General features: G+C 60.9%; 28 protein-coding genes. 11 read left to right on the top strand and 17 right to left on the bottom strand.

The window, feature by feature from the left end:
- Positions 1-128: 128 nt before the first annotated feature.
- The 8 genes from ACM6IV_RS11380 to ACM6IV_RS11345 form a co-directional block, all read right to left on the bottom strand.
- Positions 129-998: an isocitrate lyase/PEP mutase family protein gene (locus tag ACM6IV_RS11380; RefSeq protein ID WP_212622453.1), complete on the bottom strand. Its 870-nt coding sequence runs from the start codon at positions 996-998 to the stop codon at positions 129-131.
- Positions 999-1,164: 166 nt separating this feature from the next.
- The gene (gene astA / locus ACM6IV_RS11375) at positions 1,165-2,199 is read right to left on the bottom strand and encodes an arginine N-succinyltransferase (protein WP_414870046.1); all 1,035 of its coding nucleotides are present in this window, start codon (positions 2,197-2,199) and stop codon (positions 1,165-1,167) included.
- A 61-nt stretch (positions 2,200-2,260) separates the two neighbouring features.
- Entirely contained in the window at positions 2,261-3,277 is a 1,017-nt protein-coding gene (locus ACM6IV_RS11370) for an arginine N-succinyltransferase (RefSeq protein WP_414870045.1), read from the bottom strand.
- A 118-nt stretch (positions 3,278-3,395) separates the two neighbouring features.
- Positions 3,396-4,745 carry an APC family permease gene (locus ACM6IV_RS11365; RefSeq protein WP_414870044.1) on the bottom strand — a complete coding sequence of 450 codons (1,350 nt, stop codon included), beginning with the start codon at positions 4,743-4,745 and terminating at the stop codon, positions 3,396-3,398.
- A gap of 80 nt (positions 4,746-4,825) precedes the next feature.
- Entirely contained in the window at positions 4,826-5,578 is a 753-nt protein-coding gene (locus ACM6IV_RS11360; protein ID WP_414870043.1) for an N-formylglutamate amidohydrolase, read from the bottom strand.
- The gene (locus ACM6IV_RS11355) at positions 5,562-6,893 is read right to left on the bottom strand and encodes a glutamine synthetase (RefSeq protein ID WP_414870042.1); all 1,332 of its coding nucleotides are present in this window, start codon (positions 6,891-6,893) and stop codon (positions 5,562-5,564) included. The genes ACM6IV_RS11360 and ACM6IV_RS11355 overlap by 17 nt, the downstream gene beginning before the upstream one ends.
- Positions 6,890-7,534 (bottom strand): isochorismatase family cysteine hydrolase, encoded by a 645-nt coding sequence (locus tag ACM6IV_RS11350; RefSeq protein ID WP_414870041.1) that lies wholly within the window; start codon positions 7,532-7,534, stop codon positions 6,890-6,892. The genes ACM6IV_RS11355 and ACM6IV_RS11350 overlap by 4 nt, the downstream gene beginning before the upstream one ends.
- A gap of 2 nt (positions 7,535-7,536) precedes the next feature.
- Positions 7,537-8,391, bottom strand: coding sequence for a MurR/RpiR family transcriptional regulator (locus tag ACM6IV_RS11345; protein ID WP_414870040.1), 855 nt, complete (start codon positions 8,389-8,391; stop codon positions 7,537-7,539).
- A 331-nt stretch (positions 8,392-8,722) separates the two neighbouring features.
- On the opposite strand from ACM6IV_RS11345, the gene ACM6IV_RS11340 reads away from it, so the two are divergent.
- Both ACM6IV_RS11340 and cobF read left to right on the top strand, forming a co-directional pair.
- Positions 8,723-9,277 (top strand): histidine phosphatase family protein, encoded by a 555-nt coding sequence (locus ACM6IV_RS11340; RefSeq protein WP_414870039.1) that lies wholly within the window; start codon positions 8,723-8,725, stop codon positions 9,275-9,277.
- A complete protein-coding gene (cobF, locus tag ACM6IV_RS11335) occupies positions 9,277-10,032 on the top strand; it encodes a precorrin-6A synthase (deacetylating) (protein ID WP_414870038.1) in 756 nt (251 codons plus the stop codon). Before ACM6IV_RS11340 ends, cobF begins: the two co-directional genes overlap by 1 nt.
- Before the next feature lie 220 nt (positions 10,033-10,252).
- On the opposite strand, the gene ACM6IV_RS11330 is transcribed toward cobF, so the two are convergent.
- Genes ACM6IV_RS11330 through ACM6IV_RS11320 form a run of 3 tightly spaced genes read right to left on the bottom strand, consistent with a single transcriptional unit; the run spans position 10,253 to position 12,834 of the window.
- Positions 10,253-11,434, bottom strand: a complete 1,182-nt coding sequence (locus ACM6IV_RS11330) for an acetyl-CoA C-acetyltransferase (RefSeq protein WP_414870037.1) — start codon at positions 11,432-11,434, stop codon at positions 10,253-10,255.
- An 11-nt stretch (positions 11,435-11,445) separates the two neighbouring features.
- Positions 11,446-12,111 carry a CoA transferase subunit B gene (locus ACM6IV_RS11325; protein ID WP_027611653.1) on the bottom strand — a complete coding sequence of 222 codons (666 nt, stop codon included), beginning with the start codon at positions 12,109-12,111 and terminating at the stop codon, positions 11,446-11,448.
- A gap of 24 nt (positions 12,112-12,135) precedes the next feature.
- Entirely contained in the window at positions 12,136-12,834 is a 699-nt protein-coding gene (locus ACM6IV_RS11320) for a CoA transferase subunit A (RefSeq protein ID WP_016983257.1), read from the bottom strand.
- Positions 12,835-13,005: 171 nt separating this feature from the next.
- Here ACM6IV_RS11320 and ACM6IV_RS11315 point away from each other — a divergent pair, with 171 nt between their 5' ends.
- On the top strand, positions 13,006-13,893 hold the full coding sequence (locus ACM6IV_RS11315) for a LysR substrate-binding domain-containing protein (RefSeq protein ID WP_414870036.1): 888 nt from the start codon (positions 13,006-13,008) through the stop codon (positions 13,891-13,893).
- Positions 13,894-14,545: 652 nt separating this feature from the next.
- Here the strand turns inward: ACM6IV_RS11315 and ACM6IV_RS11310 are convergent.
- Together ACM6IV_RS11310 and ACM6IV_RS11305 are read right to left on the bottom strand one after the other, a co-directional pair.
- Positions 14,546-15,388, bottom strand: coding sequence for an NAD-dependent protein deacetylase (locus ACM6IV_RS11310; RefSeq protein WP_414870035.1), 843 nt, complete (start codon positions 15,386-15,388; stop codon positions 14,546-14,548).
- A 54-nt stretch (positions 15,389-15,442) separates the two neighbouring features.
- Positions 15,443-16,489: a class I SAM-dependent methyltransferase gene (locus ACM6IV_RS11305; protein ID WP_414870260.1), complete on the bottom strand. Its 1,047-nt coding sequence runs from the start codon at positions 16,487-16,489 to the stop codon at positions 15,443-15,445.
- 408 nt (positions 16,490-16,897) lie between these two features.
- Between ACM6IV_RS11305 and ACM6IV_RS11300 the strand changes: the two genes are divergently transcribed.
- Positions 16,898-17,737, top strand: a complete 840-nt coding sequence (locus tag ACM6IV_RS11300; RefSeq protein WP_414870034.1) for a DUF692 domain-containing protein — start codon at positions 16,898-16,900, stop codon at positions 17,735-17,737.
- A complete protein-coding gene (locus tag ACM6IV_RS11295) occupies positions 17,730-18,482 on the top strand; it encodes a DUF2063 domain-containing protein (RefSeq protein WP_414870033.1) in 753 nt (250 codons plus the stop codon). Before ACM6IV_RS11300 ends, ACM6IV_RS11295 begins: the two co-directional genes overlap by 8 nt.
- Before the next feature lie 128 nt (positions 18,483-18,610).
- Here ACM6IV_RS11295 and ACM6IV_RS11290 read toward each other — a convergent pair whose 3' ends face one another.
- Both ACM6IV_RS11290 and ACM6IV_RS11285 read right to left on the bottom strand, forming a co-directional pair.
- The gene (locus tag ACM6IV_RS11290) at positions 18,611-19,918 is read right to left on the bottom strand and encodes an ATP-binding protein (protein WP_414870032.1); all 1,308 of its coding nucleotides are present in this window, start codon (positions 19,916-19,918) and stop codon (positions 18,611-18,613) included.
- Complete coding sequence (locus tag ACM6IV_RS11285) at positions 19,915-20,655, bottom strand: response regulator (RefSeq protein WP_007919579.1); 741 nt, start codon at positions 20,653-20,655, stop codon at positions 19,915-19,917. Before ACM6IV_RS11285 ends, ACM6IV_RS11290 begins: the two co-directional genes overlap by 4 nt.
- Before the next feature lie 298 nt (positions 20,656-20,953).
- Here ACM6IV_RS11285 and ACM6IV_RS11280 point away from each other — a divergent pair, with 298 nt between their 5' ends.
- Genes ACM6IV_RS11280 through ACM6IV_RS11270 form a run of 3 tightly spaced genes read left to right on the top strand, consistent with a single transcriptional unit; the run spans position 20,954 to position 22,850 of the window.
- Positions 20,954-21,217 carry a DUF2790 domain-containing protein gene (locus ACM6IV_RS11280; protein WP_414870031.1) on the top strand — a complete coding sequence of 88 codons (264 nt, stop codon included), beginning with the start codon at positions 20,954-20,956 and terminating at the stop codon, positions 21,215-21,217.
- A gap of 45 nt (positions 21,218-21,262) precedes the next feature.
- Positions 21,263-21,601 carry a hypothetical protein gene (locus tag ACM6IV_RS11275; RefSeq protein WP_414870030.1) on the top strand — a complete coding sequence of 113 codons (339 nt, stop codon included), beginning with the start codon at positions 21,263-21,265 and terminating at the stop codon, positions 21,599-21,601.
- A 37-nt stretch (positions 21,602-21,638) separates the two neighbouring features.
- Positions 21,639-22,850 (top strand): cytochrome c biogenesis protein DipZ, encoded by a 1,212-nt coding sequence (locus tag ACM6IV_RS11270; RefSeq protein ID WP_414870029.1) that lies wholly within the window; start codon positions 21,639-21,641, stop codon positions 22,848-22,850.
- 17 nt (positions 22,851-22,867) lie between these two features.
- Here the strand turns inward: ACM6IV_RS11270 and ACM6IV_RS11265 are convergent, their stop codons facing one another.
- Positions 22,868-23,329: a GNAT family N-acetyltransferase gene (locus ACM6IV_RS11265; RefSeq protein WP_414870028.1), complete on the bottom strand. Its 462-nt coding sequence runs from the start codon at positions 23,327-23,329 to the stop codon at positions 22,868-22,870.
- A gap of 225 nt (positions 23,330-23,554) precedes the next feature.
- Between ACM6IV_RS11265 and ACM6IV_RS11260 the strand changes: the two genes are divergently transcribed.
- Together ACM6IV_RS11260 and ACM6IV_RS11255 are read left to right on the top strand one after the other, a co-directional pair.
- Entirely contained in the window at positions 23,555-23,827 is a 273-nt protein-coding gene (locus ACM6IV_RS11260; protein ID WP_414870027.1) for a DUF4242 domain-containing protein, read from the top strand.
- A gap of 33 nt (positions 23,828-23,860) precedes the next feature.
- Complete coding sequence (locus tag ACM6IV_RS11255; RefSeq protein WP_414870026.1) at positions 23,861-24,673, top strand: class I SAM-dependent methyltransferase; 813 nt, start codon at positions 23,861-23,863, stop codon at positions 24,671-24,673.
- Between the two features lie 146 nt (positions 24,674-24,819).
- Here ACM6IV_RS11255 and pcsA read toward each other — a convergent pair whose 3' ends face one another.
- Positions 24,820-25,542 carry a phosphatidylcholine synthase gene (gene pcsA / locus ACM6IV_RS11250; protein WP_007919592.1) on the bottom strand — a complete coding sequence of 241 codons (723 nt, stop codon included), beginning with the start codon at positions 25,540-25,542 and terminating at the stop codon, positions 24,820-24,822.
- A gap of 259 nt (positions 25,543-25,801) precedes the next feature.
- Here pcsA and ACM6IV_RS11245 point away from each other — a divergent pair, with 259 nt between their 5' ends.
- A complete protein-coding gene (locus tag ACM6IV_RS11245) occupies positions 25,802-26,566 on the top strand; it encodes a tellurite resistance TerB family protein (RefSeq protein ID WP_414870025.1) in 765 nt (254 codons plus the stop codon).
- The last annotated feature ends 46 nt before the right edge of the window (positions 26,567-26,612 follow it).

The raw sequence follows: 26,612 nt of genomic DNA, 5'->3' as shown, positions 1-26,612 counted from the left end.
TAGCGGCAGACGCCTTCGCGAGCAGGCTCGCTCCCACAGTGGATCTTGGGTGAACACAATATTCGTGTTCGACACCGATCAAATGTGGGAGCGAGCTTGCTCGCGAAGGGGCCGGTGAAGCGTGTGCATCACTCCTTGACGCTCATGTATTCCTTGGCCCAGAGAATGTATTCCTCCGGCTGGGTATAGGTGTGCGTCAACTCGGTCGCGCTCAGGTCCGACGCCTGGGTGAAGATCTGCCGCTGTTCACGCAGGCTGTCGTACGTCGCTTTGATCGCCGCAAAGTAGGCGCCATGGCCATCGATGGTCACGCGCACACCCAGTTCGGCCAGACGTTTGTCATCGCGCAGCGCCGGGTTGCCGTAGGTCACCAGCATCAGCGGTACGGTCAGGTGTTCGGCGATTTGTTCAAGTTGATCGAAATCCTGAATCCCGACCATGCAAATGCCGTCAGCCCCGGCCGCCTGATACTGGCGAGTGCGGCTGATGATTTCCTGATTCGGCAGAATGCCGGCATTGGTACGGGCGATGATCGCCATTTCCGTATCAACCCGGGCTTCCAACGCCGCGCGGATCTTGCCGACGCCCTCGGCAACGGTGATCAGATCGGTGGATTTGCGGCCGAATTGTGCCGGCAGCAAGGTGTCTTCGATGGTCAGGGCGGCGACGCCGGCGCGTTCCAGTTCAACGATGGTGCGCATCACGTTGAGGGCGTTGCCATAGCCGTGGTCGGCGTCGGCGATCACTGGCAATTGGGCGACGCGGCCGATGCGGGTGGCCTGTTCGGCGAACTCGCTGAGGGTGATCAGGGCAAAGTCCGGGGCGCCAAGCACCTGCAACGAGGCCACGGAACCGCCGAGGATGCCCACTTCAAAGCCCAGGTCAGCGGCAATGCGCGCGGACATCGGGTCGAACACCGAAGCCGTGTGGTAGCAGGTGTTAGAGGCCAGCAGTTGACGGAAATTACGGCGCAAATCTTGATGGGAAAGCCGGGTCATACGAGTTCCACCAATACAAAGGAATGGAAGGCTTGAACAAAGGTGTCAACGCCGAAGAATGAAAAGGCTATCACGCGAATGGGCCAAGGATCATGACGAATTTGCAAGGGACAGGTTGTCGCGGACCCTTTTGCTGAAAGGATTTACCTTTTTGCGGTGCTGACCGTCAGGCCGCCACCGCCTGTTGCTGTTGATTGGGCAACATCACCGCGCGCACAGAATTGCCCGGTTGCAGTTGCAGGCGCTTGGCGGTGAGGCGGTCGATCATCAGGCTGCTGCCGACCCGGCGGGCGCGGGCGACGGTGATGCGGCAGTTTTCCAGGCGCCGGTTGTGAATCAGCCACAGGGGTGCCTGTTCGTCAGGGCTGCCGAGGCTCAGGGTCAGCTCGACGCTCTCGCGCACGGTGCGGATCGAGCGCACCGGGGCTTCGATCACAGGGCCGCCGTCGAAGATGTCGATGTAGCCGTTGTGGGTGAAACCCTCAGCCTGAAGGATTTTCAGCGCCGGCTCGGTATTCGGGTGCGCCTGGCCGATTGCCGCCTGGGCTTGCTCGGTGAGCAGGCAGGTGTACAGCGGCTGGCGCGGCATCAGTTCGGCGATGAACGATTTGTTGCCAAGCCCGGACAAGTGGTCGGCATGGCTGAAGTCCATTTGGAAGAAATGCCGGCCGAGACTGTCCCAGAACGGCGAACAACCGTGTTCATCCGCACTGCCGCGCAGTTCGGCGATCATCTTCTCGCCGAACAGGTGCGGAAATTCGGCAACGAACAGCAAGCGTCCCAGCGACAGCAGGCGACCATTGCTGCCGTGGCGCTGATCATGGCCGAGAAACAGCGAGCACAGCTCCGACTGGCCGGTGAGTTCGTTGTTGAGAAACAGCGTCGGGATCTGCCGTTGAATGCCCAGATCCGGCGCCGAACTCACGGTCAACCCGACCCGATAGTTGTACCACGGCTCGCGCAGACCCACGGCCCCGGCCAGGGCACTGACGCCGACCACGCGCATGTCGTCGTCTTCGAGCACAAACAGATAGTCCGCGTCAGCCCGTTCCACCTGTTCGGCGAACGCCCGTTGCGCCCAGCGGACCCGGTGGGACAGGCGATCTTCGTTGGCCGGCAGGGTGGTGAACCCCGGGCCGGCCTGTTGCACCAGCGTCATCAAGGCTGGCAGGTCGCTGACTTTGACCGGGCGGACAATCATGCTGTAACTCCTTCTGCGCGCCTGTTCGGGCACTGTCGTTGGCTGCGCAACCGCGCGGGTTTCACAGGGCAATCAACCGGATCGGGCTGCCATCGGTCACGTTCAGCGCCGCACACATTGCAGGGGTGAGGGACAGCGGTTGATCGGGCTGGTAATCGAGTTCGGCGATGATCGACCGGAAGCCGTGGAGCGCGTCATTGCTCAGCAGATAACGGCCACGGGCATCGATTTGTGGCTGTTGCTGCACCGTTGCAATCTGGCTGCGGGCGATCGAGCGAATGTTGGCGGTGCGCGCATACAGAGTCGGGCCAGCATCGAACAGGTCGATATAGCTGTTGGTTTCGAAGCCTTCACGCTCAAGAATGTCGAACGCTTCCTGACCATCGGGATGGATGCGACCGATGCAGTCTTGCGCGGCTTGCGGCAGCATCGGCACGTAGATCGGGTATTGCGGCATCAGTTCGGCGAGGAAGGTGCGGCTCTGCAGCCCGCACAGGCGTTCGGCTTCCACGTAGGGCAGGTCGAAGAAGTGTTTGCCCAGCGCATCCCAGAACGGTGAATGACCTGCCTCGTCGCTGTAGCCGACGATTTCGGTAATCACCGCCTCGGCGAAGCGCGGCGCGTGGGCGGCGATGAACAACAGACGCGCCCGCGACAACAATTCGGAAAACGGCGTACGCACCAACCCGGCATCGATGTGAAAGCCGCGCAGCAGCGTGTGGCCGCTGAGGTCGTGACACAGCGACAGCGCCGGCACGCCGTGTTCAATGTTCAGCTCGCGCGACGCGCTGGTGAAATGGCGGTTGCGCAAGCTGTAGAACGGCTCGTCGAAACCGGCCGTCGCGAGAATCTCCGAGCAGCCGACCAGCCGTTGGCTGTCGAGGTCCTCCAGCACGAAGAAGTAGTTCTCCGGGCCGTTAGCTTCTGCAGCGCTGGCGAACGAGGCGCAGGAAGCGGCGATTTTTTCGCGCAGGCGGTCGCTGTCGTCCGGCAGGGAGGTCACGCCCACCAGACTGTCGCGGGCCAATTGTTGGAGCTGGGGCAGGTCAATCTGTTCGACTGGGCGTAAGACCAGCATGGATGTACTCCTGTATCAAAAGGTTTGGCGATGTCGCCGAACCTGACTATCACTGTCGGTTTCCACGCGATAAATCGGCGGTCGCCTGATTTGTTGTCAGACGCCGCTCTTTTTCTTGTCAGCCGTTGCTCGGGTCAGGCAGCGCGGTATTGGCGCCGAGCTTGTTGAGGAAGAACAGGTACACCAGACCCAGAGCAATCCAGATCAGGCCGAGTTTCTGCGCATCGACGCCCATGTTGTACATGATGGCCGCGACGATGATGAAGCCGACCACCGGGCAGATCAGGTGCCGCACGACCTGACCGGACTTTTGCCGACGCCAGTAGTAGTTGATCACTGTCAGGTGCAGCAGCATGAAGCCGCTCAGCGCGCCGAAGTTGACCAGCGAGGTCAGGGTGTCGACCGAGTTGATGAACAGGTAGCAGATCACCAGCGACAGCACCGCCACCAGATAAATGCTCAGGTACGGCGTGTTGTGTTTCGGATGCACTTTGGCCAGCACTTTCGGCAGCTTGCCATCGCGGGCCATGCCGAACAGCAGGCGCGAAACCGCCGCTTGCGAGGTGATGGCCACGGCCACGCCCCAGGCCAGTGCCGTCGCGACAGCGGTCAGGGTCGCCAGCCAGCTACCGGCGGCGATTTCGGCGATTTCATAGAACGCGGTGTCGGCGGATTTGAAACCCATGCCGGCTGCCAGATCGGTGGCAATCCAGGTTTGTGCAACGAAAATTACGCCCATGACGATCAAGGTGATCAACGCAGCTTTGCCGACGCTTTTGCCCGGATCACCCTTGATTTCTTCGGCGAGCGTCGAAATGGCATCGAAGCCAAGGAACGACAGCACCGCAATCGACACCGCTTGCATCAGCAGGGCGAAGTTGAAGGTTTCCGGGTGATACAGCGGCGCCAGGGTCAGCTCGCCGTTACCGCCACCGTTGTGCAGGGCATTCCACGCGTAGAACAGGAAAATCCCCAGCACCACCAGTTGCGCGAGCAGGAAGATGATGTTCATCCGTGCAGTGAAGGTGATGCCGCGCAGGTTGACGAAGGTCGCGCTGACCAGGAACGCCAGAATGAAACCGACTTTCGGGATGTCCGGGTACAAATGATTGAGCGCCATCGCCGCGTAGACGTAAAGCAGCGGCGGAATCAGCAGGTAATCGAGCAACATCAGCCAACCGGCGATGAAGCCGACATGCTGATTGAGGCCGCGTTGCACATAGGAATATACGGAGCCTGCAATCGGAAAGGCCTTGGCCATGCTGCCGTAGCTCAGCGCGGTGAACAGCATCGCCACCATGCCGATGACGTACGCCAGCGGCACCATCCCCGGTGCCTCGGCGTTGACGTAGCCATACACACCGAACGGGGCGATGGGGATCATGAAGATCATCCCGTACACCACCAGATCGGTCAGCGTCAGGCTACGTTTCAACTCTTGCTTGTAGCCGAATTCTTCAATTTCCATGAAGCGCAACTCCTTGTCAGCCAGTCGGTCGTTTTTAGTTGTTATATCGGTCCATCGTTTACAGCGTCAGCAGTCTTTCATTACAGCAATGGCGCGAGGTAGCCGGCCCAGCGCGATACCGCTTCGGGGCTGCGCAGCAAGTCGTTGCGCACCTCGATCAGCACCGACTCCAGGCCTCGCGCATCGCCATGCACCGGCACGGTCATGTCGCCCAGCGGATCGATCTTGTACGGCTGATTGCCGGCCACTTTCAGCGGATGCTTGCCGAGGCCGTCGAGCAGGCGTTGCGCGTAGGCCTTGGCCTGACCGAACAACACGCCGGCTTCCAGCGGTCGCGGCTGGCCGTAATACACCGGGGTGAAACTGTGAACCCCTACCACGCGCACCGCTTGGCCTTGGGCTACACGCTCGTCGATCAAGGTCTGCAAGCGTGCGTGGAACGGTTTGAACAAAGTCTGGCGGCGGTATTCGCGGGTGGCTTCGTCCAGCTCGCGGTTGCCCGGCACCTGATAGATTTCGCTCTGCGCCGGAATGCTGTCCGAGGCATGACGTGGCCGGTTCAGATCGATCAGCAGGCGCGAATAATTGGCGCTCAACAGGGTTGCGCCGAGCCGCTCCGATAACTGCTCGGCCAGTTGCAGCGCACCAATGTCCCAGGCGATGTGTTCAGCCGCGGCGGCTTCGTCCAGGCCCAGATTGTTCAGGGCTTCGGGGATGTAACGGCTGGCGTGCTCGCACACCAGAATCAACGGGTGCGTCGAGTCGGCGCGGCTCAGGTTGTAGACCGGTCGGGTGTACAACCCCAGCTCGGCGGATTCAGTACAGGCGTGCATAGTGCTCACACAAGTCAGCGGGCGAGAGCTGTTCCGTCAGCGCCAGTTCCTCGGTTTTAAGGGCGTAGTAGGTGTCGAGCAGCGGCTTGGGCAGCCATTCGCTGAAGGCGCCACTGTTGCGCAGGCAATCCAGCGCCTGGGCCAGCGAGGCGGGCAGGGCGACGATGCCCCGGGCCTGGCGTTGCTCGTCGTTGAGTGAATCGGGAATTTCATTGGTGATCGCGTTCAGCGCCAGGCGTTGCTCGATGCCCAGCCGTCCGGCGATCAACAGCGCAGCCATGGCCAGATGCGGCGAGGCGGTGGCGTCCATGGCGCGGAATTCGAGGTTGAACTGCTGGGCAACGGACTTGCCGCCGAGGCTCACGGTCGGGCAGATGCGCAGCGCCGCCTCGCGGTTCTGTTGGCCTAGACAGGCGTAGGACGCGCTCCAGTGATGCGGCTGCAAGCGCTCGTATGACACCGGTGTCGGCGCGGTGAATGCACACAGTGCCGGCAAGTAATGCAGAATCCCCGCCGCCCAATGCTGGCCGAGACTCGACAGGCCGTTGCTGGTGCCGGCGTCGTAGAGCATTGGCTGGCCGGCCAGATCGAGCAGGCTGACGTGTAGATGCACGCCGTTGCACACCGCGTCGGCGGCGGTCTTCGGGGCAAAGCTCAGATCCAGACCCATTTGTCGGGCGATCTCGCGGCTGATCTCACGCACGTTGACGGCGCGATCGGCCGCCGCCACGCCTACCGCCGGGCGGCAGGTGATTTCGTATTGGTGCTTGCCGTATTCGGGCAGGAACATTTCCGGCTCGACACCGCCGGCACGCAGGGCACTGAGCAGCCAGCCGCCGAATTCGGCACCCTGACGCTGGGCTTCGAGGGAAAACGCCAGGTGCTCGGCGAAACCGGCGTGCAGGTTGAATTCATGTTCGAACGCGGCGTTGACCTGCAAACCCAGCTCATCGCGATAACGCTCGATCTCGTCGCGCAATAACGTGCGCGGGCAGGCGCCCCACGGGCGACCATCGATCTCGCGGATATCGCCGTGGATGAAATCCAGCGCCGGCGCATTGTCGTCCGGACCGTTGCCGACGGTGACCCGGCTGCTCAGATCGGGAATCAACCGCAGGTCGCCATAGGCACCCCACGGATTGGTCGAAGCAATGATGTCCTGCGGCGTCAGCGCGCTGTTGGCTGGCACCCAGCCGCAACCGGCAGCTTGATAATGTTCCAGCTCATCGGTGGGAAACGAGCGGCCCCGGGTGATACCGATAAGGTCGGTGGTGACCAGCGTGGTCATCGGCAACGGTGTCAGGCGCGCGCTCATGGCCGCATCTCCTGCAGGCGGGCGAGTACGCTGTCAGTGTCGGTGATCCAGCAGTAACCCTTGATCGCATTCAGGCAGGCGTGATGGCGTTCGGCGCTGTAGGTGGCGCAGGCATCTTCCACCAGGGTGACCAGATAGCCGCGGTCGGCGGCGTCACGCACGGCCATGTCGACGCATTGGTCGGTGACGATGCCGGCGATGATCAGGTGCCGGGTTTCGAGGTTGCGCAGCACGTAGTCGATGTTGGTCGAGTTGAACACCCCGGACGAGGTCTTCGGCAGGACGATTTCGTTTTCCACCGGGCTCAGGTCTTCAATGATCCGCGCCTGCACGCTGCCTTTGGGCAGGTGCATGTCCGAGAGTTTGTGGTCGAGCGAACGGTCGCGACCATCGGCGGTGAGGCTTTCGATAATGGTGTGCAGCACGTTCTGCCGCGCTTCGCGAAAAGCGCTGAGCAGACGACGTTGGTTGGGCACCACCTGCATGTGTGCGCGGGTCAGGAAATATTCGGCGTCAGGCCCGTTGAGGTGCGCGTCGAACTGCGGCTCAAGCCAGGCACGCTGCATGTCCACCAGCAACAGTGCGGTGTGATCGGTGACAAACGGCAGGTCCCGCGGCGAGCGGTGGGGAAGGCTGAACATCCTTATTTTTCCTCCAGCAGGTGGGTGTTGAAGTCGTTGCGCAGGGCATCGATGCCTTCCAGGCGATCGGCGAGGTTTTCGGTGCGCAAGGTCAGGCAGGCGATCAGTGCTTCGACCTGGGCCAGCGCCGGCACCATGGTGTCGAACGGCGAGGCCGATTCCACCGGGGCGCTGATGATCAGGTCCGCCAGTTCGCGCAGCGGCGAGGCATAGATGTCGGTGAACAGCACCACGCGGGCATTGTTGTTTTTGGCCGCGCTGGCGACCCGCAGGGCCTGAGTCTGATAGCGGCGATAGTCGAACAGCAACACCACGTCCTGGCGTTGCAGGTCGAACAGGCGATCGGGCAGTTGCGCGTTGTCTTCCAGCGCAAAGCAACCGGGGCGCAGCAGGCGCAGGTGATTGAGCAGATAAGTCGCCATCAGACTGCTGAAGCGCCCGCCGAAGCAGTACACCTGATGCCGGGCATCGAGCAGCCAGTCGGTGAGAATGCGCACGTCTTCGGGTTGGGTCAGCGATTGCGTTTCGACCAGCAGGCGATGACTGTCGCCCAGATAGTGGCTCCAGGCGTCGTCCTTGTGCTGATGGGCGCGCGGTTGCAACAGCGTGCGCGGCGAGCGCAGGCGGTGGTCCATATCGCTGAGCAGGGCATCCTGGAATTCGGCATAACCGCCGAAACCGAGTTTTTTCACCAGCCGCACAATGGTCGGATCGCTGACGCCGGCATGTTCGGCCAGACGCGCCATCGGTCCTAGACCGTTGCGTGGATACTGATCAAGCAAGGCGCGAACGACTTTGCGCTCCGACGGCGTAAGATCCAGGCCGGGATCGGTGATCAGGTCTCTGAGAGGGGGCATCCGGGCTCCTGCTGGATGAGAGGGTGTCGAATTCGCTTCATAATCCGTTAAAACAGTATTTATGTAACTGGCGTTACATGTCTAGTGAATTTTTCAGCGTGTTGAAAAGGCCCCACAACAGGGCAAGGTGCCCGTGTAACAAGGGCTACACGGAATTCGACAGGGCTTGTAGTCCATCGCCCACGAGGATGTCAGAGATTGCCGTATTTCTGCTTTTTTCCGCACTTGCCGGAGCCATCTAACAGTTCCGCAGCCCTCGGTTTACGGCACAATTGCTAACAGAACGGCTTGGTGCCGTTGATTTTCATGCAGGCCTACCGGAGCGATTCCTGTGCAGACCACTCGTTTGACATTGATTTGCCATGCGCGAACCGTCGCACAGAAATTGGCGTGTTTTCCTACGAATGAACCTGTTGAAAGTAGCGGGCTAGCGTCGGACGGATTGACGGAGCGTTTTGACGCCGCGCGCCGCTTGATTTGCGCGCCGGAGTTGCGCACGCGCCAGACAGCGGCGTGGTTTGGCGCGGACGCGCAGGTTGATGAGGCGCTGCGTGATTGTGACTGGGGGCGCTGGCACGGGAAGTCGATCAAGGCCCTGCAAGCCTCGGAAGCAGAAGCGCTGCACGCCTGGCTCGAAGACCCCCAAGCCACTCCCCACGGCGGTGAGTCGGTGTTGCAGTTGAGCGAGCGCGTGGCGACGTGGTTGTCCAGCCTGCAAGGCACACCGGAGCATGTAGTAGCGGTGACGCACCCGTTTGTCATCCGCGCCGCACTGATCCACGTGATGCGCGGTTCGGCGTTTCACGACATCGATGTCGAACCGTTGTCGATGCTCGAACTGCGCTACACCGGGCGCTGGCGCCTGTGCCTTAAAGGAGCTTTGTGATGAAACAACTGCTGGTGATCGGCATCGGTGCCGGTAATCCCGACTACATCACGATGCAGGCGGTGAAGGCGCTGAATCGGGTCGATGTGTTCTTTCTGATGGACAAAGGCCAGAGCAAGGGCAAGCTGATCGACCTGCGCCGAGAGATCTGTGAACGCTACATCGACGACCCCGACTATCGCTTCGTCGAGGCCCACAGCCCGGAACGCGAACGTGGCGACGTCGACTACACAACCAGTGTCGATGACTTGAACCGCGCCAAGCAGAAAACCTTCGAGCGGCTGATCAACGACGAATTGTCTGACGGCCAGTGCGGCGGTTTCCTGGTATGGGGAGACCCGGCGTTGTACGACAGCACCGTGCGCATCCTCCAGGCGATACTGGCGTCGGGCGCGTGTGCCTTCCAGTTTGAGGTTATTCCGGGGATCACCAGCGTTCAGGCGTTGGCGGCGCAGCACAAGGTGCCGCTGAACACCATCGGTCGTTCCATTGAAATCACTACCGGGCGGCGTCTGGCGGCAGGGCAGGTGAGTGATGCGGACAGTGTGGTGGTGATGCTCGATGCTGAGGATTCCTATCACCGAGTGGCCGATCAGCAAACCGAGATTTACTGGGGTGCGTATCTGGGCACGCCGGATGAGATTCTGATCAGTGGCAGGCTGGCGGATGTCGCCGATGAAATCGAGCGGGTGCGCAAGGCGGCGCGGGCGGAGCATGGGTGGATCATGGATACGTATCTACTGCGAAAACCTTAGATTTTTCGCTGGCCGGGCTGGCCTCTTCGCGAGCAAGCTCGCTCCCACATTTTGAAATGCGTTCCCTTGTGGGAGCGAGCTTGCTCGCGAAGGGGCCGGAATATTCAAAGCACATTTCGAATGGGCAAAAAACACCCGGTGCAACGCAAGTCGCACCGGGTGTTTTTTGCCAGCCAGCGGTGGATGTCGTGGATCCGCCGCCCGCCGTTGAACTCGATGTTTAAGCGCGTTCCAGCGCCAGCGCCACACCCTGACCGCCGCCGATGCACAGGGTCGCCAGACCCTTTTTCGCATCACGCTTGATCATTTCATGCAGCAGCGTCACCAGCACACGGCAACCCGATGCACCGATCGGATGGCCCAACGCGATGGCGCCGCCGTTGACGTTGACCTTGTCCAGATCCCATTGCAGATCCTTGGCCACCGCCAGCGATTGCGCAGCGAAGGCTTCGTTGGCTTCGATCAGGTCGAGCTGGCCGATGTTCCAGCCGGCCTTGTCGAGGCAACGGCGGGTCGCCGATACCGGACCAATGCCCATGATCGCCGGGTCAACGCCAGCGTTCGCGTAGGCGGCGATTTTCGCCAGGACGGGCAGGCCGAGGGATTTGGCTTTTTCTGCGCTCATCAGAATCACCGCGGCGGCGCCGTCGTTCAGCGACGAGGCGTTGCCAGCGGTGACGCTGCCGTCCTTTTTGAATGCCGGGCGCAGTTTCGCCAGGGATTCGGCAGTGGTGTCGCCACGTGGCTGTTCATCGACCTTGAACGCGACCGGATCGCCCTTGCGCTGTGGAATCAGGATCGGGGTGATCTCATCGACAAAGCGACCGGCTTCAATCGCAGCGGCGGCTTTCTGCTGGGAAGCGGCGGCAAAAGCATCTTGCTGCTCTCGGCTGATCTCGTATTTATCGACCAGATTCTCGGCAGTGATGCCCATGTGGTAATCGTTGAACGCATCCCACAGGCCATCACTGATCATGGTGTCGACGATTTGTGCGTGGCCCATGCGCAGACCGGTGCGTGCGCCCGGCATGACGTAGTTGGACAGGCTCATGTTTTCCTGGCCACCGGCGATGATCACGTCAGCGTCGCCGCAACGGATCGCCTGCGCACCGAGGTGCAGGGCTTTGAGGCCCGAGCCGCACACCTTGTTCAGAGTCATGGCGGGTACGGCGTGGGGCAGGCCGGCCTTGATCGCCGCTTGACGCGCCGGGTTCTGGCCGGCGCCGGCCGTGAGGACCTGGCCCATGATCACTTCATCGACCTGCGCACCGTCCAGACCGGTCTGCTCGAGCAACTGGCGGATCACCGCCGCGCCCAGATCCACCGCGGACACGCTGGCCAGGGAACCCTGGAAACTGCCGATCGCGGTACGCGTGGCGGCAACAATTACGACGTCTTGCATTTTCGAATTCCTCACTGGGCAGCGAACTGCATTTCCGGTACGTGATCCGGGACGATCAGTTTACCAGCGGTTTTGGCGACGATTTCCTCGACGCTGACGCCAGGTGCGCGTTCCTTGAGGACAAAAGCGCCATTTTCGATTTCCAGGTAGGCGAGGTCGGTCAGCACTCGTTTAATGCAACCGGCGCCGGTCAGCGGCAGGCTGCATCTGGCGAGCAGCTTGGACTCACCGTCCTTGGACGCGTGGGTCATGATCACGATGATGTTGTCGGCGCCCGCCACCAGATCCATGGCGCCGCCCATGCCCTTGACCAGTTTGCCGGGGATCATCCACGAGGCGATGTTGCCTTCAACATCTACTTCAAAGGCGCCGAGCACGGTCAGGTCGACATGACCGCCGCGAATCATCGCGAAGGATTCGGCGGAGTTGAAAATTGACGCGCCGATGCGTGCGGTCACGGTTTGTTTACCGGCGTTGATCATGTCGGCATCAATGGTGTCTTCCGTCGGGAACGGACCCATGCCGAGCAGGCCGTTTTCCGACTGCAGCATGACTTCCATGCCGTCGGGAATGTAGTTGGCGACCAGTGTCGGAATGCCGATGCCGAGGTTCACGTAGTAGCCGTCCTGCATTTCGCGGGCGACGCGCTGAGCCATTTGTTCGCGGGTAAGTGCCATGTTCTTGTTCTCCGTCAGCCTGAATTATTTGCGGATGGTGCGCTGTTCGATGCGTTTTTCGAACGTGCCGCAAATGACCCGATCGACGTAGATGCCCGGGGTGTGGATCTGCGAGGGGTCAAGTTCGCCGGGTTCGACGATTTCCTCGACTTCAACCACGGTGATCTTGCCGGCGGTGGCGGCCAGCGGGTTGAAGTTCTGCGCGGTGTGACGGTAGATGACATTACCGAAGTGGTCGGCTTTCCAGCCTTTGACGATGGCAAAGTCGCCGGTGATGGATTCTTCCATCAGGTACTTGCGACCCTTGAATTCACGCACTTCCTTGCCCTCGGCAACAGGAGTACCGACACCGGTGGCGGTGAAGAAGGCCGGAATGCCAGCGCCGCCTGCGCGCATCTTCTCGGCAAGGGTGCCTTGCGGGGTCAGGATGACTTCGATGTCGCCCTTGAGCAGCTGCTCTTCGAACAGTTTGTTTTCGCCGACGTATGAGGCAATGACTTTGCTGATCTGCCGATCGGTGAGCAGCACGCCGAGACCGAAACCGTCGACGCCGCAGTTGTTGGAGACGACGGTGAGGTCGCGGGTGCCTTTGCGCTTGATCTCGGCGATCAGGTTTTCCGGAATGCCGCACAGACCGAAACCGCCGGCGATGACGGTCATGCCGTCCTCAAGCCCGGCCAGGGCTTCCTCGTAGGAACTCACGCGCTTGTCGAAACCTGCCATATGCACCTCTTTTATTATTTGCGGGCGGCTGGCTAGCCGAATGGTTGAAGTGTCGCGCTGGAGGATATATTTGTTAAGTTGATTTTTAAGGTTGATTGATAGATAAAACTCAATAGTCGCGTTATGGCTTGCAGCTTAACGCTTGTAGCTTACAACTGGAGCGAAGCGAACATGACCATCAAACAGATCCGCGCCTTCCTCGCCGTGGCCCAGAGCCTGAGTTTCGCTGTGGCTTGCGAGCGCCTGCACCTGTCGCAGTCAGCCTTGAGCCTGACCATCAAAGCGCTGGAAGAGGGGCTGGGCGGGCGCCTGTTCAGTCGCAACACCCGCAATGTCGCGCTGACAGTGGAAGGCGAATCACTGCTGCCACTGGCGCGGCGCCTGATTGCTGACTGGGACAATGCCGAAGACGAAATGCGCCAACGCTTCAGCCTGCAGCGCGGGCGGGTGACGCTGGCGGCGATGCCGTCGTTTGCCGGCAACCTGCTGCCGCCGATTCTCAAGACGTTTCGCGCGCGCTATCCGAACGTCAACGTCACGGTCAACGACGTGATCAACGAGCAAGTGCTGGAAATGGTCCGTGACCGTCAGGTGGAACTGGGCGTGGCATTCGAGCCGATGCAAAACACGTCAATGACGTTTACGCCGTTGTATATGGATCGCTTCGTCGCGGTGGTGTCGAAGGATTCGCCGTTGGCGCAACGCGGCGAGATCGATTGGCAGACGTTGTTGCAGCAGCCGTTCATCACGTTGCAGCGACCTTCGACGGTGCGGGTGATGCTTGAAGAGCACTTGCAGGCGCGGGGCATGAAGTTGCCGGTGGAATTTGAAAGCCATCAATTGGCGACGGTCGGACGGATGGTCGCCAGCGGTCTGGGCGTCAGTGCCGTGCCGGCGTTGTGCGCCGAGCAGATGCAGGAGCTGGGCGCCCATTGCCTGACGCTGGATGACTCGGTGGAACGGGCCATTGGTGTGCTGACCGAGCCGGGCAATGAACTGTCGGCGGCGGCGCAGGCGTTGTTCGATATTCTCAAGGCTGAAGATCTCGGGCGACTGTGAGATCTACCCCCTCACCCCAACCCTCTCCCCCACGGGGGCGAGGGGGAAAGGGAGCCAATTGGGGATTTCTAAAATCCTGAGTTCGACTCGAAATTTTCAGGTCGACGCATTGCCTGAGAACAACTCGGTCAGTTCCCTCTCCCCCAGGGGGGCGAGGGGGAAGGGAGCCAATTGGGGATTTCTCAAATCCTGAGTTCGATTCGAAATTTTCAGGTCGACGTATTGCTTGAGAACAACTCGGTCAGTTCCCTCTCCCCCAGGGGGGCGAGGGGGAAGGGGAGCCAATTGGGGATTTCTCAAATCCTGAGTTCGACTCGAAATTTTCAGGTCGACGTATTGCCTGAGAACAACTCGGTCAGTTCCCTCTCCCCCAGGGGGCGAGGGGGAAAGAGCCAATTGGGGATTTCTCAATCCTGAGTTCGACTCGAAATTTTCAGGTCGACGTATTGCCTGAGAACAACTCGGTCAGCTCCCTCTCCCCCAGGGGGGCGAGGGGGAAAGGGAGCCAATTGGGGATTTCTCAAATCCTGAGTTCGACTCGAAATTTTCAGGTCGACGTATTGCCTGAGAACGACTCGGTCAGCTCCCTCTCCCTTGGGAGAGGGCTGGGGTGAGGGGCCTGGGTCCTGAGTCGAGCACAAAGTGCAGCAAGTCACCGATCCAGCACTTCAACCAACATCGGCAAAAGCTGTTCGCACGACGCTTCAATCTTCAAATCCAGCAAATCATCCGCGCGGGTCTTGCCCAGGTTGATCGCAATCAACGGCTTGCCGCGATCGGCGATCACCCGGCACAGGCGAAACGCCGAATACGCCATCAACGACGAACCCACCACCAACATCCCCGCTGCATTCTCTGCCGCCGCCATCGCCCGAGCCGCCGTGGGCGGCGCGACGTTCTCGCCGAAAAACACCACGTCCGGTTTCATTCGTTCACCGGCGCAATGCGGGCAGTGCGGCACCTGAAAACGTGCCTCGAAGGCCGGGTCGAGCAGGGTATCGCCGTCCGGCGCTTGCACCGCATCGACCCCGGCCAGATACGGATTTTGCCGTTCCATTAATTGCTGAATCGAATCACGCTCGCTGCGCTGGCCGCAGTCCAGGCACAGCACTCGGTGCAGGCTGCCGTGCAATTCGATGACATCGTGACTGCCGGCCTGATCGTGCAGGGTGTCGACGTTCTGGGTGATCAAGTCGTGAATCAGCCCATGGCGCTGCAGACTGGCCAACGCCTGGTGCGCGGCATTCGGTTGCGCCTGACGCACCCTCGGCCAGCCGAGCATGGCTCGCGCCCAATAGCGCCGGCGTGATTCAGGGGCGGCGAGGAATTCCTGGTACATCATGGGCTGCCGGCCACGGCGTACACCGTCACTGTCGCGGTAATCGGGAATGCCCGACGGCGTGCTGATGCCGGCCCCGGTCAGCACAATGAAATCGCCATCAGCCATCACCTCTTGCAAGGTGTCGAGGTGTTCGCGGGTCGGGCTGTCGAGCATGGTCAGCACTCCGGAGTGGGCAGTGCCAGCAGGTTAGCACGCGACCCGCGCGGGTTACTTGCGCGCCTCCAGAATCAGGTTGAACGGTGTTTGCGTAGCCCGGCGGAAGTGCTTGAACCCAGCCTCGGTAAATACTTTGCGCAAGCGCATTTCTCCCGCTTGCGCCCCCAGACCCAGGCCGACTTCCTGCGACAGCGAGTTGGGTGTGCAGATAAACGTCGAGGCTGCGTAGAACAGTCGCCCGACCGGGTTGATATTGTCGTCCAGCGTGTCGTTGGCGAACGGCTCGACCAGCAACACGGTGCCATCGTCTTTCAGCGAGTCATAAGCGTGACGGGCGGCGCCGACCGGATCGCCCATGTCGTGCAGGCAGTCGAAATAGCAGATCAAGTCGTAATCATCGCCGGGGTAGTTTTTCGCCGAACCCTGGAAGAACGTCGCCCGGCTGCTGACCCCGCCTTCCTCGGCGCGCTGGGTGGCGACGGTGATTGAGGGCGCATGGTAGTCGTAACCGACGAAACGCGAGTTGGGAAATGCCTGGGCCATGATCACGGTCGAGGCGCCGTGACCGCAGCCGATGTCGGCGACTTTCGCGCCTTGCTCAAGCTTGGCCACCACGCCGTCCAGCGCCGGCAGCCATTCGGCAATCAGATGACCTTTGTAGCCGGGCCGGAAGAACCGCTCGGTACCGGTGAACATGCACGGGTGGTGATCGCCCCAAGGCAGCGCGCCGTTGCCGCGCATGGCTTTGACCAGTTTGTCCTTGTCGTGGAAAAACGACGCCACCACCCCGAGGCCGCCGGCGACATACACCGGGGAATCTTCCACGGCCAGGGCCAGCGCTTGTTCTTCGGGTAAACGGAACTGGCCGTCGTGGTGCTCCATGTAGCCGGACGCCGCGTGCGCGCTGAGCCATTCGCGCACCAGACGCGGGTTGCAGGTGGTTTTGGCGGCGAGGGCATCGGCACTGATCGGCTGACTGTCGGCCATCGCCCGGTACAGACCGAGCTCTTCGCCGACGATGACATTGGCCAGCATCGCCGCGCCGCCCATGTCGTTGACCAATTTGCCCATGAATTCGTTGAGCTTCGCCTCATCCATCATGTGTGCTCCTGAAACAGGATCACGGTCCGGCGGCGTCGAGGGTCGAGGCGTGCGCCACCGGGCGGTGGTCACGGAGTTGGGCAGGGCACTGCTGACGTCCTGCGTCCCCCTCGACTGGGTAATAAAGGAGTCTAGCCCCGGTCCGGGGCTGGCGCTGTATTTGTAAACACTGAAAAAACTCGGTGGGAGCGAGCCGGCTCGCGAAAAGGCCAGCCCAGTCGCCATTGTTGTCGACTGTTCGGCAGCCTTCGCGAGCAGGCTCGCTCCCACAGGTTTTTCGGTGTGTATCACTGTGTATCGCGGTGGTTGGAGGATACACAGCGCTGCAAATGCCCGGTCATGTGTACACAGCCGTGATACAGCCAGCGGTTCAACTCGGCAAAACCCACTGCTGAGGTACATCCCATGCACATTCCTCCCTTATTAGCGCAACCCAGCGTCGGCCTCGGCCTGCGCCGTGGCCTGCTGAAAGACCTGCAAACCGCGCGCAGCGGCGCTTTCGACTTTCTCGAAGTCGCCCCGGAAAACTGGGTCGGCGTCGGCGGCGCTCATGGTGCGGCGTTGCGCGAACTGGCCGAGCGCTACCCGTTGTCCTGTCACGGCTTGTCGCTGTCACTCGGCGGGCCGGCGCCGCTGGATGTCGGATTCTTGCAGGAAGTGCGGGTGTTTCTCGACCATTACAACGTGCCGCTGTACAGCGAGCACCTGAGCTATTGCAGCGATGACGGGCATCTGTATGACTTGCTGCCGCTGCCGTTCACCGAAGAAGCGGTGCACCACGTTGCCGCGCGAATCCGTCAGGCTCAGGACATTCTCGGTCGGCGCCTGGCGGTGGAAAACGTCTCCTACTATGCCGCGCCGCGTCAGGACATGGACGAAGTGACCTTCACCAATGCCGTGCTGCGCGAGGCCGATTGCGACCTGCTGCTGGACGTCAACAATGTCTACGTCAACGCGATCAATCACGGCTTCGACCCGCAAACATTTCTCGCCGGTATCGAGCCGGGCAGGGTGGTCGGCATGCATGTGGCCGGGCATTTCGATGAGTCCGACACGTTGAAAATCGACACCCATGGCGCCTCGGTGAAACCGGTGGTCTGGTCGCTGCTGGCGCAGGCCTATAAGCGGTTTGGCGTGCAGCCGACGTTGCTTGAGCGGGATTTCAATTTCCCGGCATTCGCCGAACTGGTCGCCGAGTTGCAGACCATTCGCCGCTTGCAAGCGGGAGGACGCGATCGTGGATAACCTGCTGCAGCAACAACAGGCGCTGACCCGATATTTGCGCGATCCCGAACAGCAATCGCCACCGGCCGACATGAACATGGCGCGGGTTAACGTCTATCGCGATCTGGTGTTCAACAACGTCTCGCAATTACTAAGCGGCACGTTTCCGGTGTCGATCCGCATCATCGGTGAGCAACGCTGGGGTTTGCTGGTGCGAGGATTTTTACGCGACTGGCGTGCGCAGACGCCGAAGTTTGGTGAGATTGCCGAAACCTTCCTCGACTATCTGGCCACGCAACCGCAGGTGTTGCGCGAAGGAGAGTGGCCGGCGTTTTTGCTGGAGCTGGCGCATTACGAATGGGTCGAGATGGTTTTGCAGCAGTCTGATGCTCAGACGTTGCCGCCAAGCGATCCGGCGCTGTTGCTGGAACGCCCGCTGCAGGTCTCGGCATTGGCCTGGCCGTTGGTGTATGCGTGGCCAGTGCATGAACTCGATCCGAACCATCAGCCCGCTAAGCCACCGGCTCAACCGACGCTGTTGCTGGTGCGGCGTGCGGCGGACTGGAGGGTGAAATTTTCTGAACTGAGTCCGCTGGCTTGGCGGTTGTTGCAACGTATCACCGAGTTTGCGTCGCTGACGGGGCGCGAGCAGTTGCAAGGTCTGGCGCAAGAGGCCGGGCAGCCCGCCAGCCATTCGTTCATGGATAACGGTCTGGTGTTGTTGCGGCAGATGCATGAGGACCAGGTGATCGGTCTGGCATCTTGAACACTTAGATCGCGCCGCACACTGTGGGAGCGAGCTTGCTCGCGAAAGCGATCTGTCAGTCAACTTGAACATCGACTGACAGGACGCCTTCGCGAGCAAGCTCGCTCCCACAAGGACTTTCGCTGTTCTCAGGGGTGCAGGGGGAGTTTCAGTTCCGCACACAACCCGCCACCCTCGCGGTTGCTCAAGGTCAGCGATCCCCCCAACGCCATGGCCAGTTGCTGGGCGATGGCCAGTCCCAGCCCGGTGCCGCCGGTATCGCGATTGCGCGAGTTTTCCACGCGATAGAACGGTTGCAGCACCTGCGCCAGTTCGGCGTCGGCGATGCCCGGGCCGCGATCCATGACCGTGATCGCCAGGTTGCCCTTGTTGGCTTCGACCCAGACTTCGGCGGCGCCAGCGAATTTCAGCGCGTTGTCGGTGAGGTTCACCAGCACCCGGCGCAGCGCATGAGGGCGGGTATCGATGACTGCCGCGCTCTTGCCGACCAGTTGCACCTGCTTGCCCATGTCCTGATAGTCGAACACCAGGCTTTCGAGGAAGGAGTCCATGTTGGTGCGGCGGCTTTCCTCGGTCGAGCCATGGATGCTGCGCGCGTACGCCACGCCTTCGCGCACCAGATGTTCCATCTCGCTGAGGTCATTCCAGAGTTTGTCTTTCTCGACGCAATCGTCCATCAGCTCGGCGCGCAGTTTCATCCGCGTGATTGGCGTTTGCAGGTCATGGGAAATCGCCGCCAGCAATTGCATGCGTTCCTTGAGGTAAGCGGCGATACGCGCCTGCATCGCGTTGAACGCGCGTGCGGCGTAGACCACTTCGTTCGGACCGCTTTCGTCGAGCTGGACCGGGTGGGCGTTGGGATCAAGGGTTTCCACCGCGTTGGCCAAGCGGGTCAGCGGGCGGATTGCGATGCGCACCGCCAGCCAGGTGCAGGCGATCATCAGCGCCAATTGGCCGAGCAAGACCACCGGCAACCAGGGCGACAACGGGACCATGGCAGGGCGTACGTCGATGGTCACCGGGCTGCCGTCGCTCAGGCGCAGATGGCCCTGAAAGTGTTTTCTCGGTCCGGGAATATCGGTGAAGGTCAGCGGATAGCGTTCACCAATGGCTGCGGTGATCGAGGTCACAGCCACCGGCACGTCACCGGCCTCGATCGGCGTGCCCGGTTCGCCTGCGCTCAACAGGTAGCCATAATTTTTTCGCGCCAGACGCTCGAGCCAGTCAGGACGCTCTTCGGCAGGCAAGCGATCAAGGATCGCAATCGAGGTCGACACGTCGGTTTCCAGATTGCCGAGCATGGTGTTCTTGGCGCTTTGGTAACGCTCGTAATATTGCGCTCCGAACGACAGCGCCTGAGCGAGCAGCAGGCCGATCAGGAAAATCAGCGACAGGCGCGAGGCGAGGGTGCGCGGCCAGTGCAGATTGACGCTCATGCCGGGGCCCCGAGAATCTCGACCGGCAGCGAGAACACATAACCTTCACTGCGCACGGTCTTGATGTAGGCCGGCTCGCGCGCATCATCCAGCAGCCGCTGACGCAAACGGCTGACCAGCAAATCGATCGAGCGGTCGAACAGATCGGCATCACGGCCCTGAGTCAGGTTGAGCAGTTGATCGCGGCTGAGCACCCGTTGCGGATGATCGAGAAACACCCGCAGCAATCGATACTCGGCGCCGCTAAGGGCGACCATGGTGCCGTCCTTGTCCAGCAGGTGACGGGCCGAAGTATCCAGTTGCCAACGACCAAAGGCCAGCAAGCGACCCGCTTCGGTAACCACCAGATTCGGCGGCAGCATGCGCGTGCGACGCAGCACGGCGTTGATCCGCGCCAGCAGTTCGCGGGCGGCGAACGGTTTGGTCAGGTAATCGTCGGCGCCCATTTCCAGGCCGATGATGCGGTCGGTTTCATCATTGCGTGCGGTCAGCATCAGCACCGGCGTGGCCTTGTGTTTGCCCACCCGCAATTCGCGGCACAACTGCAGGCCATCGTCGCCGGGCATCATGATGTCGAGCACGATCAGGTCGACGGTGTTGGCTTCGAGAAAGCTGCGCATCTGCCGGCCATCGGCGACCACCGTGGTGCGCAGGCCGTTTTTCTTCAGGTAGTTGCCCACCAGTTCACGGATCTCGCGGTCGTCGTCGACGATGAGAATGTGATCGACATGATCCATCGCTTCAAGCCTCAATCAAAAAGGGAATGCCGTGCAGTCTATAGAGCCTTCAATGGCTCGCCTGCCTGCCTTTGTATTGCAGTGTATCTGCCGTGTCGGCGGATACATGGAAACGCAAAATCGCGATTTTTCCAGGGTTTTGTATCGCTGTGTATCCCCCGATGGCAGGGATACACAGCGATTGAAACGCGCCTGTTCCTGACACAGACGCGATACCTCGCAAGCTTCAAATAGGCTCCATCGAGGCCCACACAGATCGCCTCGGCTCAAACCCACTGAAGCCTTGAGGAATACCGCCATGATCAACAAATCCGTTTTCGCCGCTTGCCTGTTTGCCGCCCTGAACGTCTGCACCTTGTCAGCCCGCGCCGAAGCTGTCGCCACCCCGCAAACCTACACCTACGGCACCCACCTGGATATCCGCAAAGTGATCTCGCTGAAAGAGGACAACTCGGTGTCTTGCGGCATCGTCGATGCACGCATGACCTACCTCGACTCGGCCGGCCAGACCCGCGTGCTCGATTACAGCAAATTCGCCGACGGCTGCAACAGCGACAACTGAGTCCTTATCGGCAACCAAGCCAACTCTCTATAGAAGGAAACCACCATGAACAACGTATCGCGCTTTTTGACCGCCATCGCTTTCTCCCTGGCCGGCGTCGCCGCCCATGCCAACGCTGCGGTTGAACAGCATAGCTGCCACAGCGGCAGCTGCTTTCAACTGACGCCGTTGGCCAAGCCGGGCGCCGACGGCCTGATTGCTGCCGACGGCGCCAGCCGCACGCCACAAGGGCAGATGTTTGCCGCGGACGGCTACAGCCGCACGCCACAAGGGCAGATGATTGCTGCGGACGGCGCCAGCCGCACGCCTCAAGGCCAGATGGTTGCCGAGAACGGCGCCAGTCGTACGCCACAGAGCCAATGGCTGGAAAGCCAGAGCGTCTGAACGGCTCGTCACAATCATTGATCGAGGGCGACTCACTATGTATCTCATCGCATTTCTTGGCGGTCTGCTGACCGTGCTCAGCCCCTGCATCCTGCCGGTGGTGCCGTTTCTGTTTGCCGGCGCCCAGCGCAGCCGCGCGGCGATTCTGTTGACGCTCGGCGGCATGGCCCTGACCTTTGCGCTGATCTCAAGCCTGGCGGTGGTCAGCAGCGAGTGGGTGATTCAGGCCAGCAACAGCGGCCGTTATGTCGCGCTGATGGTGATGAGCGTGTTCGCCCTGTCGCTGATCTCCGCGCACATCGGTGACTGGCTGACACGCCCCTTCGTGATGCTCGGCAACCGCCTCGGCCCGGACACGCGGAAAAAGGCCGGGCCGATGGCTTCGATCATGCTCGGCGTGGCTACGGGGCTGTTATGGGCACCGTGCGCCGGACCAATTCTCGGGGTGATCCTCACCGGGGCCATGCTGCAGGGTGCCAACGCGCAGACCAGCCTGTTGCTGCTGGCTTACGGCGTCGGCAGTGCATTGTCGTTGGGCACGCTGATTTTCGCCGGGCGCGGCTTGGTCAATCGCTTGAAACCGTCGATCCCGTTCACTGGCTGGTTGCGCCGAGGTGCCGGCGTTGCGGTACTGGTGACGGCGGCGGTGATTGCCACCGGGTTCGATAAAACCTTGCTGGCAAACACTTCCTCCGAAGACGTCGCCAGCGTCGAAAAAAGCGTATTGGAGAACGCGCCGAAAGTGATTGACTACTTCGTCAGCAAAGTCCGTGCGGACTCGCCGATGGAGGAGGGCAAAGGTGCCATGCCGTCATTGGCCGGCGCTGTGCAATGGCTGAACTCGCCTGAGCTGAGCGCCGAATCCCTGCGTGGCAAAGTGGTGCTGGTGGACTTCTGGACCTACGACTGCATCAACTGCCAGCACACCCTGCCGTACGTCAAAGAATGGGCGAAGAAATACGAAAAGGACGGCCTCGTGGTGATCGGTGTCCACACCCCGGAATACGGTTACGAGCGGATCATCGACAACGTCCGGGAACAGGTGAAAAAACTCGGCATCACCTACCCGGTGGCCATCGACAATAACTATGCGATCTGGCGCAACTTCGACAACCAGTACTGGCCGGCGCATTACCTGATCGACGCCAAGGGGCAGGTGCGTTATAGCCACTTCGGCGAAGGTCGCTACGAGGCGCAGGAGCAGATGATCCAGCAGTTGCTGGAAGAGGCCAAGGCACCTGCGGCGTGATCAGCAAAACCAATGGCTCAGAGGTCGCGGACCATGAGCCATTGTTCGTTGTCCCAGGCGCGAAAACGTTCCAGGACATGCCAGCCGCGTTTGGCGTAGTAGTCCTGCTTGTTCTGCGTGTGCAGATACAAACGCGCAAAGCCGCAGTCTTTTGCCTCCTGACAAATACCCTCGATCAAACGCTCTGCCAGACCTTGCCCACGAGCGTCGGGGCTGACAAAAACGCAGGCCAGCCAAGGCCCGAGATCAGGACGCAACGCGAGGTCATCGCGTGCCAGCGCCGCACCACCGATCAGGTGTTCACCGTCCAGGGCGACCAGGCAGGACCAGTCGCCGTTGCCTTGGCCTTCAGCGAATTCACGTTGCCATTCGGCCAGCGGTTGGTCGACGTATTCGTAGGGAAATTGCTGGTGAATCCATTCGGCATAGCGGTCGCTGTGGTGCATGTGCCGGGCGAGCCAATCAATTTGCAGTGGCATCAGGCGAGTCCTTTCCAGAGGCGAGGGTGCATCTGAAACCAATCCCCCTGCGCTGACAATACCGAAGGTGTTCCAGAGGCTTAACAGATTCGCGCCATTCATCGGCAAACCCACGGTTTTCGCGGCTTGCCGGACGATCGGCAGGGACGCCGATCAGCCGCAGCGCGATAGTGAGCGAGCAGGGTCACTGCCGGCCCTGCCACATAACAAGAACGCGAGGTTGCCATGCCGAAATTCGTGATTGAACGCGAGATTCCGGGGGCAGGGAAGCTGTCGGAAACAGAACTCAAAAACGTCTCGCAAACGTCCTGTCAGGTATTGCGTGAACTGGGGCCGCAGGTGCAGTGGCTGCAGAGCTATGTCACCGCCGACAAAATCTATTGCGTGTACATCGCGCCTGACGAAGAGCAGGTACGCGAACACGCCAGGCTCGGTGGGTTTCCGGCCAACAGTGTGGCCCGTGTGATGACGGTCATCGACCCGACCACTGCCGAATGATCACTGGTCCAACTAGTAGCGGAGCTCACGTTTATGAGTACCCCGATTGATCTGACTGCCTTGAAGGAACGCCAGAAAGTCGCCTGGGCCAGTGGCGACTACGCCGTGATCGGCACTACGTTGCAAATCGTCGGCGAAAACCTTGCCGAAACCTGTGACCTGCGTTGCGATGAAGAGGTGCTGGATGTCGCTGCCGGCAACGGTAACGCGACGCTGGCGGCGGCGCGACGCGGTTGCCGGGTCACGTCGACCGACTACGTCGCGGCGTTGCTGGAACGCGGCCAGGACCGGGCCCGGGCGGAGCATCTCGATGTGACGTTTCAGGTCGCCGATGCCGAAGCACTGCCGTTCGCCGATGAGAGTTACGACGCAGTGCTCTCGACCTTTGGCGTGATGTTCGCGCCGGATCAGGACAAGGCCGCTGCCGAACTGGGCCGGGTTTGTCGTCGTGGCGGGCGGATTGGTCTGGCCAACTGGACCCCGGAAGGTTTTGTCGGCCAGATGTTCAAGACGCTCGGCCGTCATCTGCCGCCGCCTGCCGGTGCCCAGCCCCCGTCGAATTGGGGCTCGGACGCCTGGCTGCACAAACATTTCGATGACCGCGATTTTCTTTTGCGCGTGACGCGCCGCGAGTTCAATTTCCGCTATCGCTCGGCGGCCCATTTCATCGACATCTTTCGTCACTGGTACGGGCCGGTTCACAAGGCTTTCGGAGCGTTGCCACCGGAGAGCGGGCAAGCGCTGGAAAGCGATCTGGCGGATCTGCTCAATCGGTTGAATCGGGCGGGAGAGGGATCGCTGGTGGTGCCGAGTGAGTATCTGGAGGTGGTGATCACCAAACGCTGAGTCACACCCGGTTTTCGGATCTATTGCGATCCCTGTAGGAGTGAGCCTGCTCGCGATAGCGGTCTTTCAGTCAAAAATATTCAGCTGACAGACCGCTATCGCGAGTAGGCTCACTCCTACATTGGATGTGTGTTTGGCTCTGGAGACTATTTCACCTGCGGCCGATCAAACCACTCCAGCGCCGTGCGCCAGATGCAGATCCCCAGAAAATACGCCGACATCAGCAACCACAAGCCCATCACCAACGGGTTGATCACCGGATGGTTGAGCACCAGCGACAGACTGCACAGCAACCAGATTGCCGTCACCGCAATGTTGATCGGCATGAAGCGGCGCACGCGGAACGGGTGCAGGAATTTCATCCGCGTCACGGTCAGCAGCGCCAGACCGATCACCGTCAGGAAGGTGATCCACGGTCCTGGCCCGATGATGTACAGGCACAGCGCGACCACATTCCACGCCGCCGGAAACCCGACAAAGTAGTTGTCCTTGCTCTTCATATTGACGTTGCAGAAGCAGAACAGCGACGACACCAGAATCAGCGACACGGTCAGCAGCAAGGTGTAATCGGGCAGCGGAATGTAGCGATAGATGAACAGCGCCGGAATGAACACATACGTCAGGTAATCGATCACCAGATCAAGGATCGAACCGTCGAAGCTCGGCAGCACCGATTGCACATTGACCTTGCGCGCCAGTGCGCCGTCGAGTCCGTCGACGATCAGCGCCACGCCCAGCCACATCAGGCAATGGGTCGGCTGGTTTTCCAACAGGGCAAGGGTGGCCAGGAAGGCAGTGACCACGCCAGTCGCGGTAAAACCATGGGCGCCCCATGCTTTGAGCCTGGCGATGTGTACGGTCGATATCACGGGGGCGTTCTCCAGAAAGTGAAGCAAGCCGGGTATCACCCTTGGCGGGAAGGGCGCCGGCAAACCGGGTCGGGGTTGCAGCTATCGACCGGTCTGGCCGGGATAAGGTTCACCACTGATCAATCTTAGCTGGCCGGAGAAAAAATACGCGGGCGAAAACCGCGAGGGCTTCGAGCGTCAGCCAAACGGTGCTGGCGCTATGGCCGCACGGGGCTATCGTTGCCAGACGCAGTCACTGCCAATGCTTGAGGATGACGTCATGAACACCAGCGATTTGCTTGAACAACTGCTGCGAGGCCAGGCCTCGGCGGGACAACAATCTGCAAACCCGGCTGGCGGGTTGGGTGGTTTAGGCGGGTTGCTGGGCGGCCTTCTCGGTGGCGCGGATTCCACCGGCACGCGCGCTGGCTCTGCGGCTGGCGGGCTTGGCGGACTGGGCGGCCTTCTCGGTGGTTTGCTGGGTGGAGGTGGCGGCCTGGACGGCGCATTGGGTGGGGCACTGGGCGGCGGGGGCGGCACGCAAAGTCGTTCCGGTGGTACTAATTATGCAGCGCTGGCGTCGTTGGGGATGATGGCGTTCCAGGCGTATCAGGCCTGGCAACGCAGCCAGGCCGGTTCGGCACCGCAACAAACGCCGCAAACGGCTAACCTCCTTGCCGGCCCGGAAATAGAAGAACACAGCCACGCGGTGCTACGTGCGCTGATTGCGGCAGCCAAGGCTGACGGGCGTATTGATGATTCAGAAAAACACCTGATCAGCAGCGAAATCGGCAAGCACACCGCTGATCCGCAATTACAGCAATGGCTTGACGCTGAAGTCGCCAAGCCGCTGAACCCCTCCGAAGTGGCGCAGTCGGCCAATGGCGACCCCGCCGTTGCCGCCGAAATGTACCTGACCAGCGTGATGCTGGTGGATGACCAGCAGGACGCCGAGCGTACCTATCTGGATGAGCTGGCGGCAGCATTGCAGATCGACCCACAGTTGCAGGTGCATCTGGAACAACAGGCCAAAGGGCAGGCCTGAAGTCACGTCAAAAAGCTCTTGCCATCAGCAGCTCCGTCAGGGAGCT

Origin of the sequence: Pseudomonas sp. IT-347P (assembly GCF_949768005.1) — a bacterium.
GTDB lineage: Bacteria > Pseudomonadota > Gammaproteobacteria > Pseudomonadales > Pseudomonadaceae > Aquipseudomonas.
This window is presented reverse-complemented; position numbering and strand designations above follow the sequence as displayed.

What these genes read in the sequence shown, in the direction of transcription:
- ACM6IV_RS11380 (WP_212622453.1), bottom strand. Translation starts at nt 998, where the DNA reads ATGACCCGGCTTTCCCATCAAGATTTGCGCCGTAATTTCCGTCAACTG.
- astA (WP_414870046.1), bottom strand. Translation starts at nt 2,199, where the DNA reads ATGATTGTCCGCCCGGTCAAAGTCAGCGACCTGCCAGCCTTGATGACG.
- ACM6IV_RS11370 (WP_414870045.1), bottom strand. Translation starts at nt 3,277, where the DNA reads ATGCTGGTCTTACGCCCAGTCGAACAGATTGACCTGCCCCAGCTCCAA.
- ACM6IV_RS11365 (WP_414870044.1), bottom strand. Translation starts at nt 4,745, where the DNA reads ATGGAAATTGAAGAATTCGGCTACAAGCAAGAGTTGAAACGTAGCCTG.
- ACM6IV_RS11360 (WP_414870043.1), bottom strand. Translation starts at nt 5,578, where the DNA reads ATGCACGCCTGTACTGAATCCGCCGAGCTGGGGTTGTACACCCGACCG.
- ACM6IV_RS11355 (WP_414870042.1), bottom strand. Translation starts at nt 6,893, where the DNA reads ATGAGCGCGCGCCTGACACCGTTGCCGATGACCACGCTGGTCACCACC.
- ACM6IV_RS11350 (WP_414870041.1), bottom strand. Translation starts at nt 7,534, where the DNA reads ATGTTCAGCCTTCCCCACCGCTCGCCGCGGGACCTGCCGTTTGTCACC.
- ACM6IV_RS11345 (WP_414870040.1), bottom strand. Translation starts at nt 8,391, where the DNA reads ATGCCCCCTCTCAGAGACCTGATCACCGATCCCGGCCTGGATCTTACG.
- cobF (WP_414870038.1), top strand. Translation starts at nt 9,277, where the DNA reads ATGAAACAACTGCTGGTGATCGGCATCGGTGCCGGTAATCCCGACTAC.
- ACM6IV_RS11330 (WP_414870037.1), bottom strand. Translation starts at nt 11,434, where the DNA reads ATGCAAGACGTCGTAATTGTTGCCGCCACGCGTACCGCGATCGGCAGT.
- ACM6IV_RS11325 (WP_027611653.1), bottom strand. Translation starts at nt 12,111, where the DNA reads ATGGCACTTACCCGCGAACAAATGGCTCAGCGCGTCGCCCGCGAAATG.
- ACM6IV_RS11320 (WP_016983257.1), bottom strand. Translation starts at nt 12,834, where the DNA reads ATGGCAGGTTTCGACAAGCGCGTGAGTTCCTACGAGGAAGCCCTGGCC.
- ACM6IV_RS11315 (WP_414870036.1), top strand. Translation starts at nt 13,006, where the DNA reads ATGACCATCAAACAGATCCGCGCCTTCCTCGCCGTGGCCCAGAGCCTG.
- ACM6IV_RS11310 (WP_414870035.1), bottom strand. Translation starts at nt 15,388, where the DNA reads ATGCTCGACAGCCCGACCCGCGAACACCTCGACACCTTGCAAGAGGTG.
- ACM6IV_RS11305 (WP_414870260.1), bottom strand. Translation starts at nt 16,489, where the DNA reads ATGGATGAGGCGAAGCTCAACGAATTCATGGGCAAATTGGTCAACGAC.
- ACM6IV_RS11300 (WP_414870034.1), top strand. Translation starts at nt 16,898, where the DNA reads ATGCACATTCCTCCCTTATTAGCGCAACCCAGCGTCGGCCTCGGCCTG.
- ACM6IV_RS11290 (WP_414870032.1), bottom strand. Translation starts at nt 19,918, where the DNA reads ATGAGCGTCAATCTGCACTGGCCGCGCACCCTCGCCTCGCGCCTGTCG.
- ACM6IV_RS11285 (WP_007919579.1), bottom strand. Translation starts at nt 20,655, where the DNA reads ATGGATCATGTCGATCACATTCTCATCGTCGACGACGACCGCGAGATC.
- ACM6IV_RS11280 (WP_414870031.1), top strand. Translation starts at nt 20,954, where the DNA reads ATGATCAACAAATCCGTTTTCGCCGCTTGCCTGTTTGCCGCCCTGAAC.
- ACM6IV_RS11275 (WP_414870030.1), top strand. Translation starts at nt 21,263, where the DNA reads ATGAACAACGTATCGCGCTTTTTGACCGCCATCGCTTTCTCCCTGGCC.
- ACM6IV_RS11270 (WP_414870029.1), top strand. Translation starts at nt 21,639, where the DNA reads ATGTATCTCATCGCATTTCTTGGCGGTCTGCTGACCGTGCTCAGCCCC.
- ACM6IV_RS11265 (WP_414870028.1), bottom strand. Translation starts at nt 23,329, where the DNA reads ATGCCACTGCAAATTGATTGGCTCGCCCGGCACATGCACCACAGCGAC.
- ACM6IV_RS11260 (WP_414870027.1), top strand. Translation starts at nt 23,555, where the DNA reads ATGCCGAAATTCGTGATTGAACGCGAGATTCCGGGGGCAGGGAAGCTG.
- ACM6IV_RS11255 (WP_414870026.1), top strand. Translation starts at nt 23,861, where the DNA reads ATGAGTACCCCGATTGATCTGACTGCCTTGAAGGAACGCCAGAAAGTC.
- ACM6IV_RS11245 (WP_414870025.1), top strand. Translation starts at nt 25,802, where the DNA reads ATGAACACCAGCGATTTGCTTGAACAACTGCTGCGAGGCCAGGCCTCG.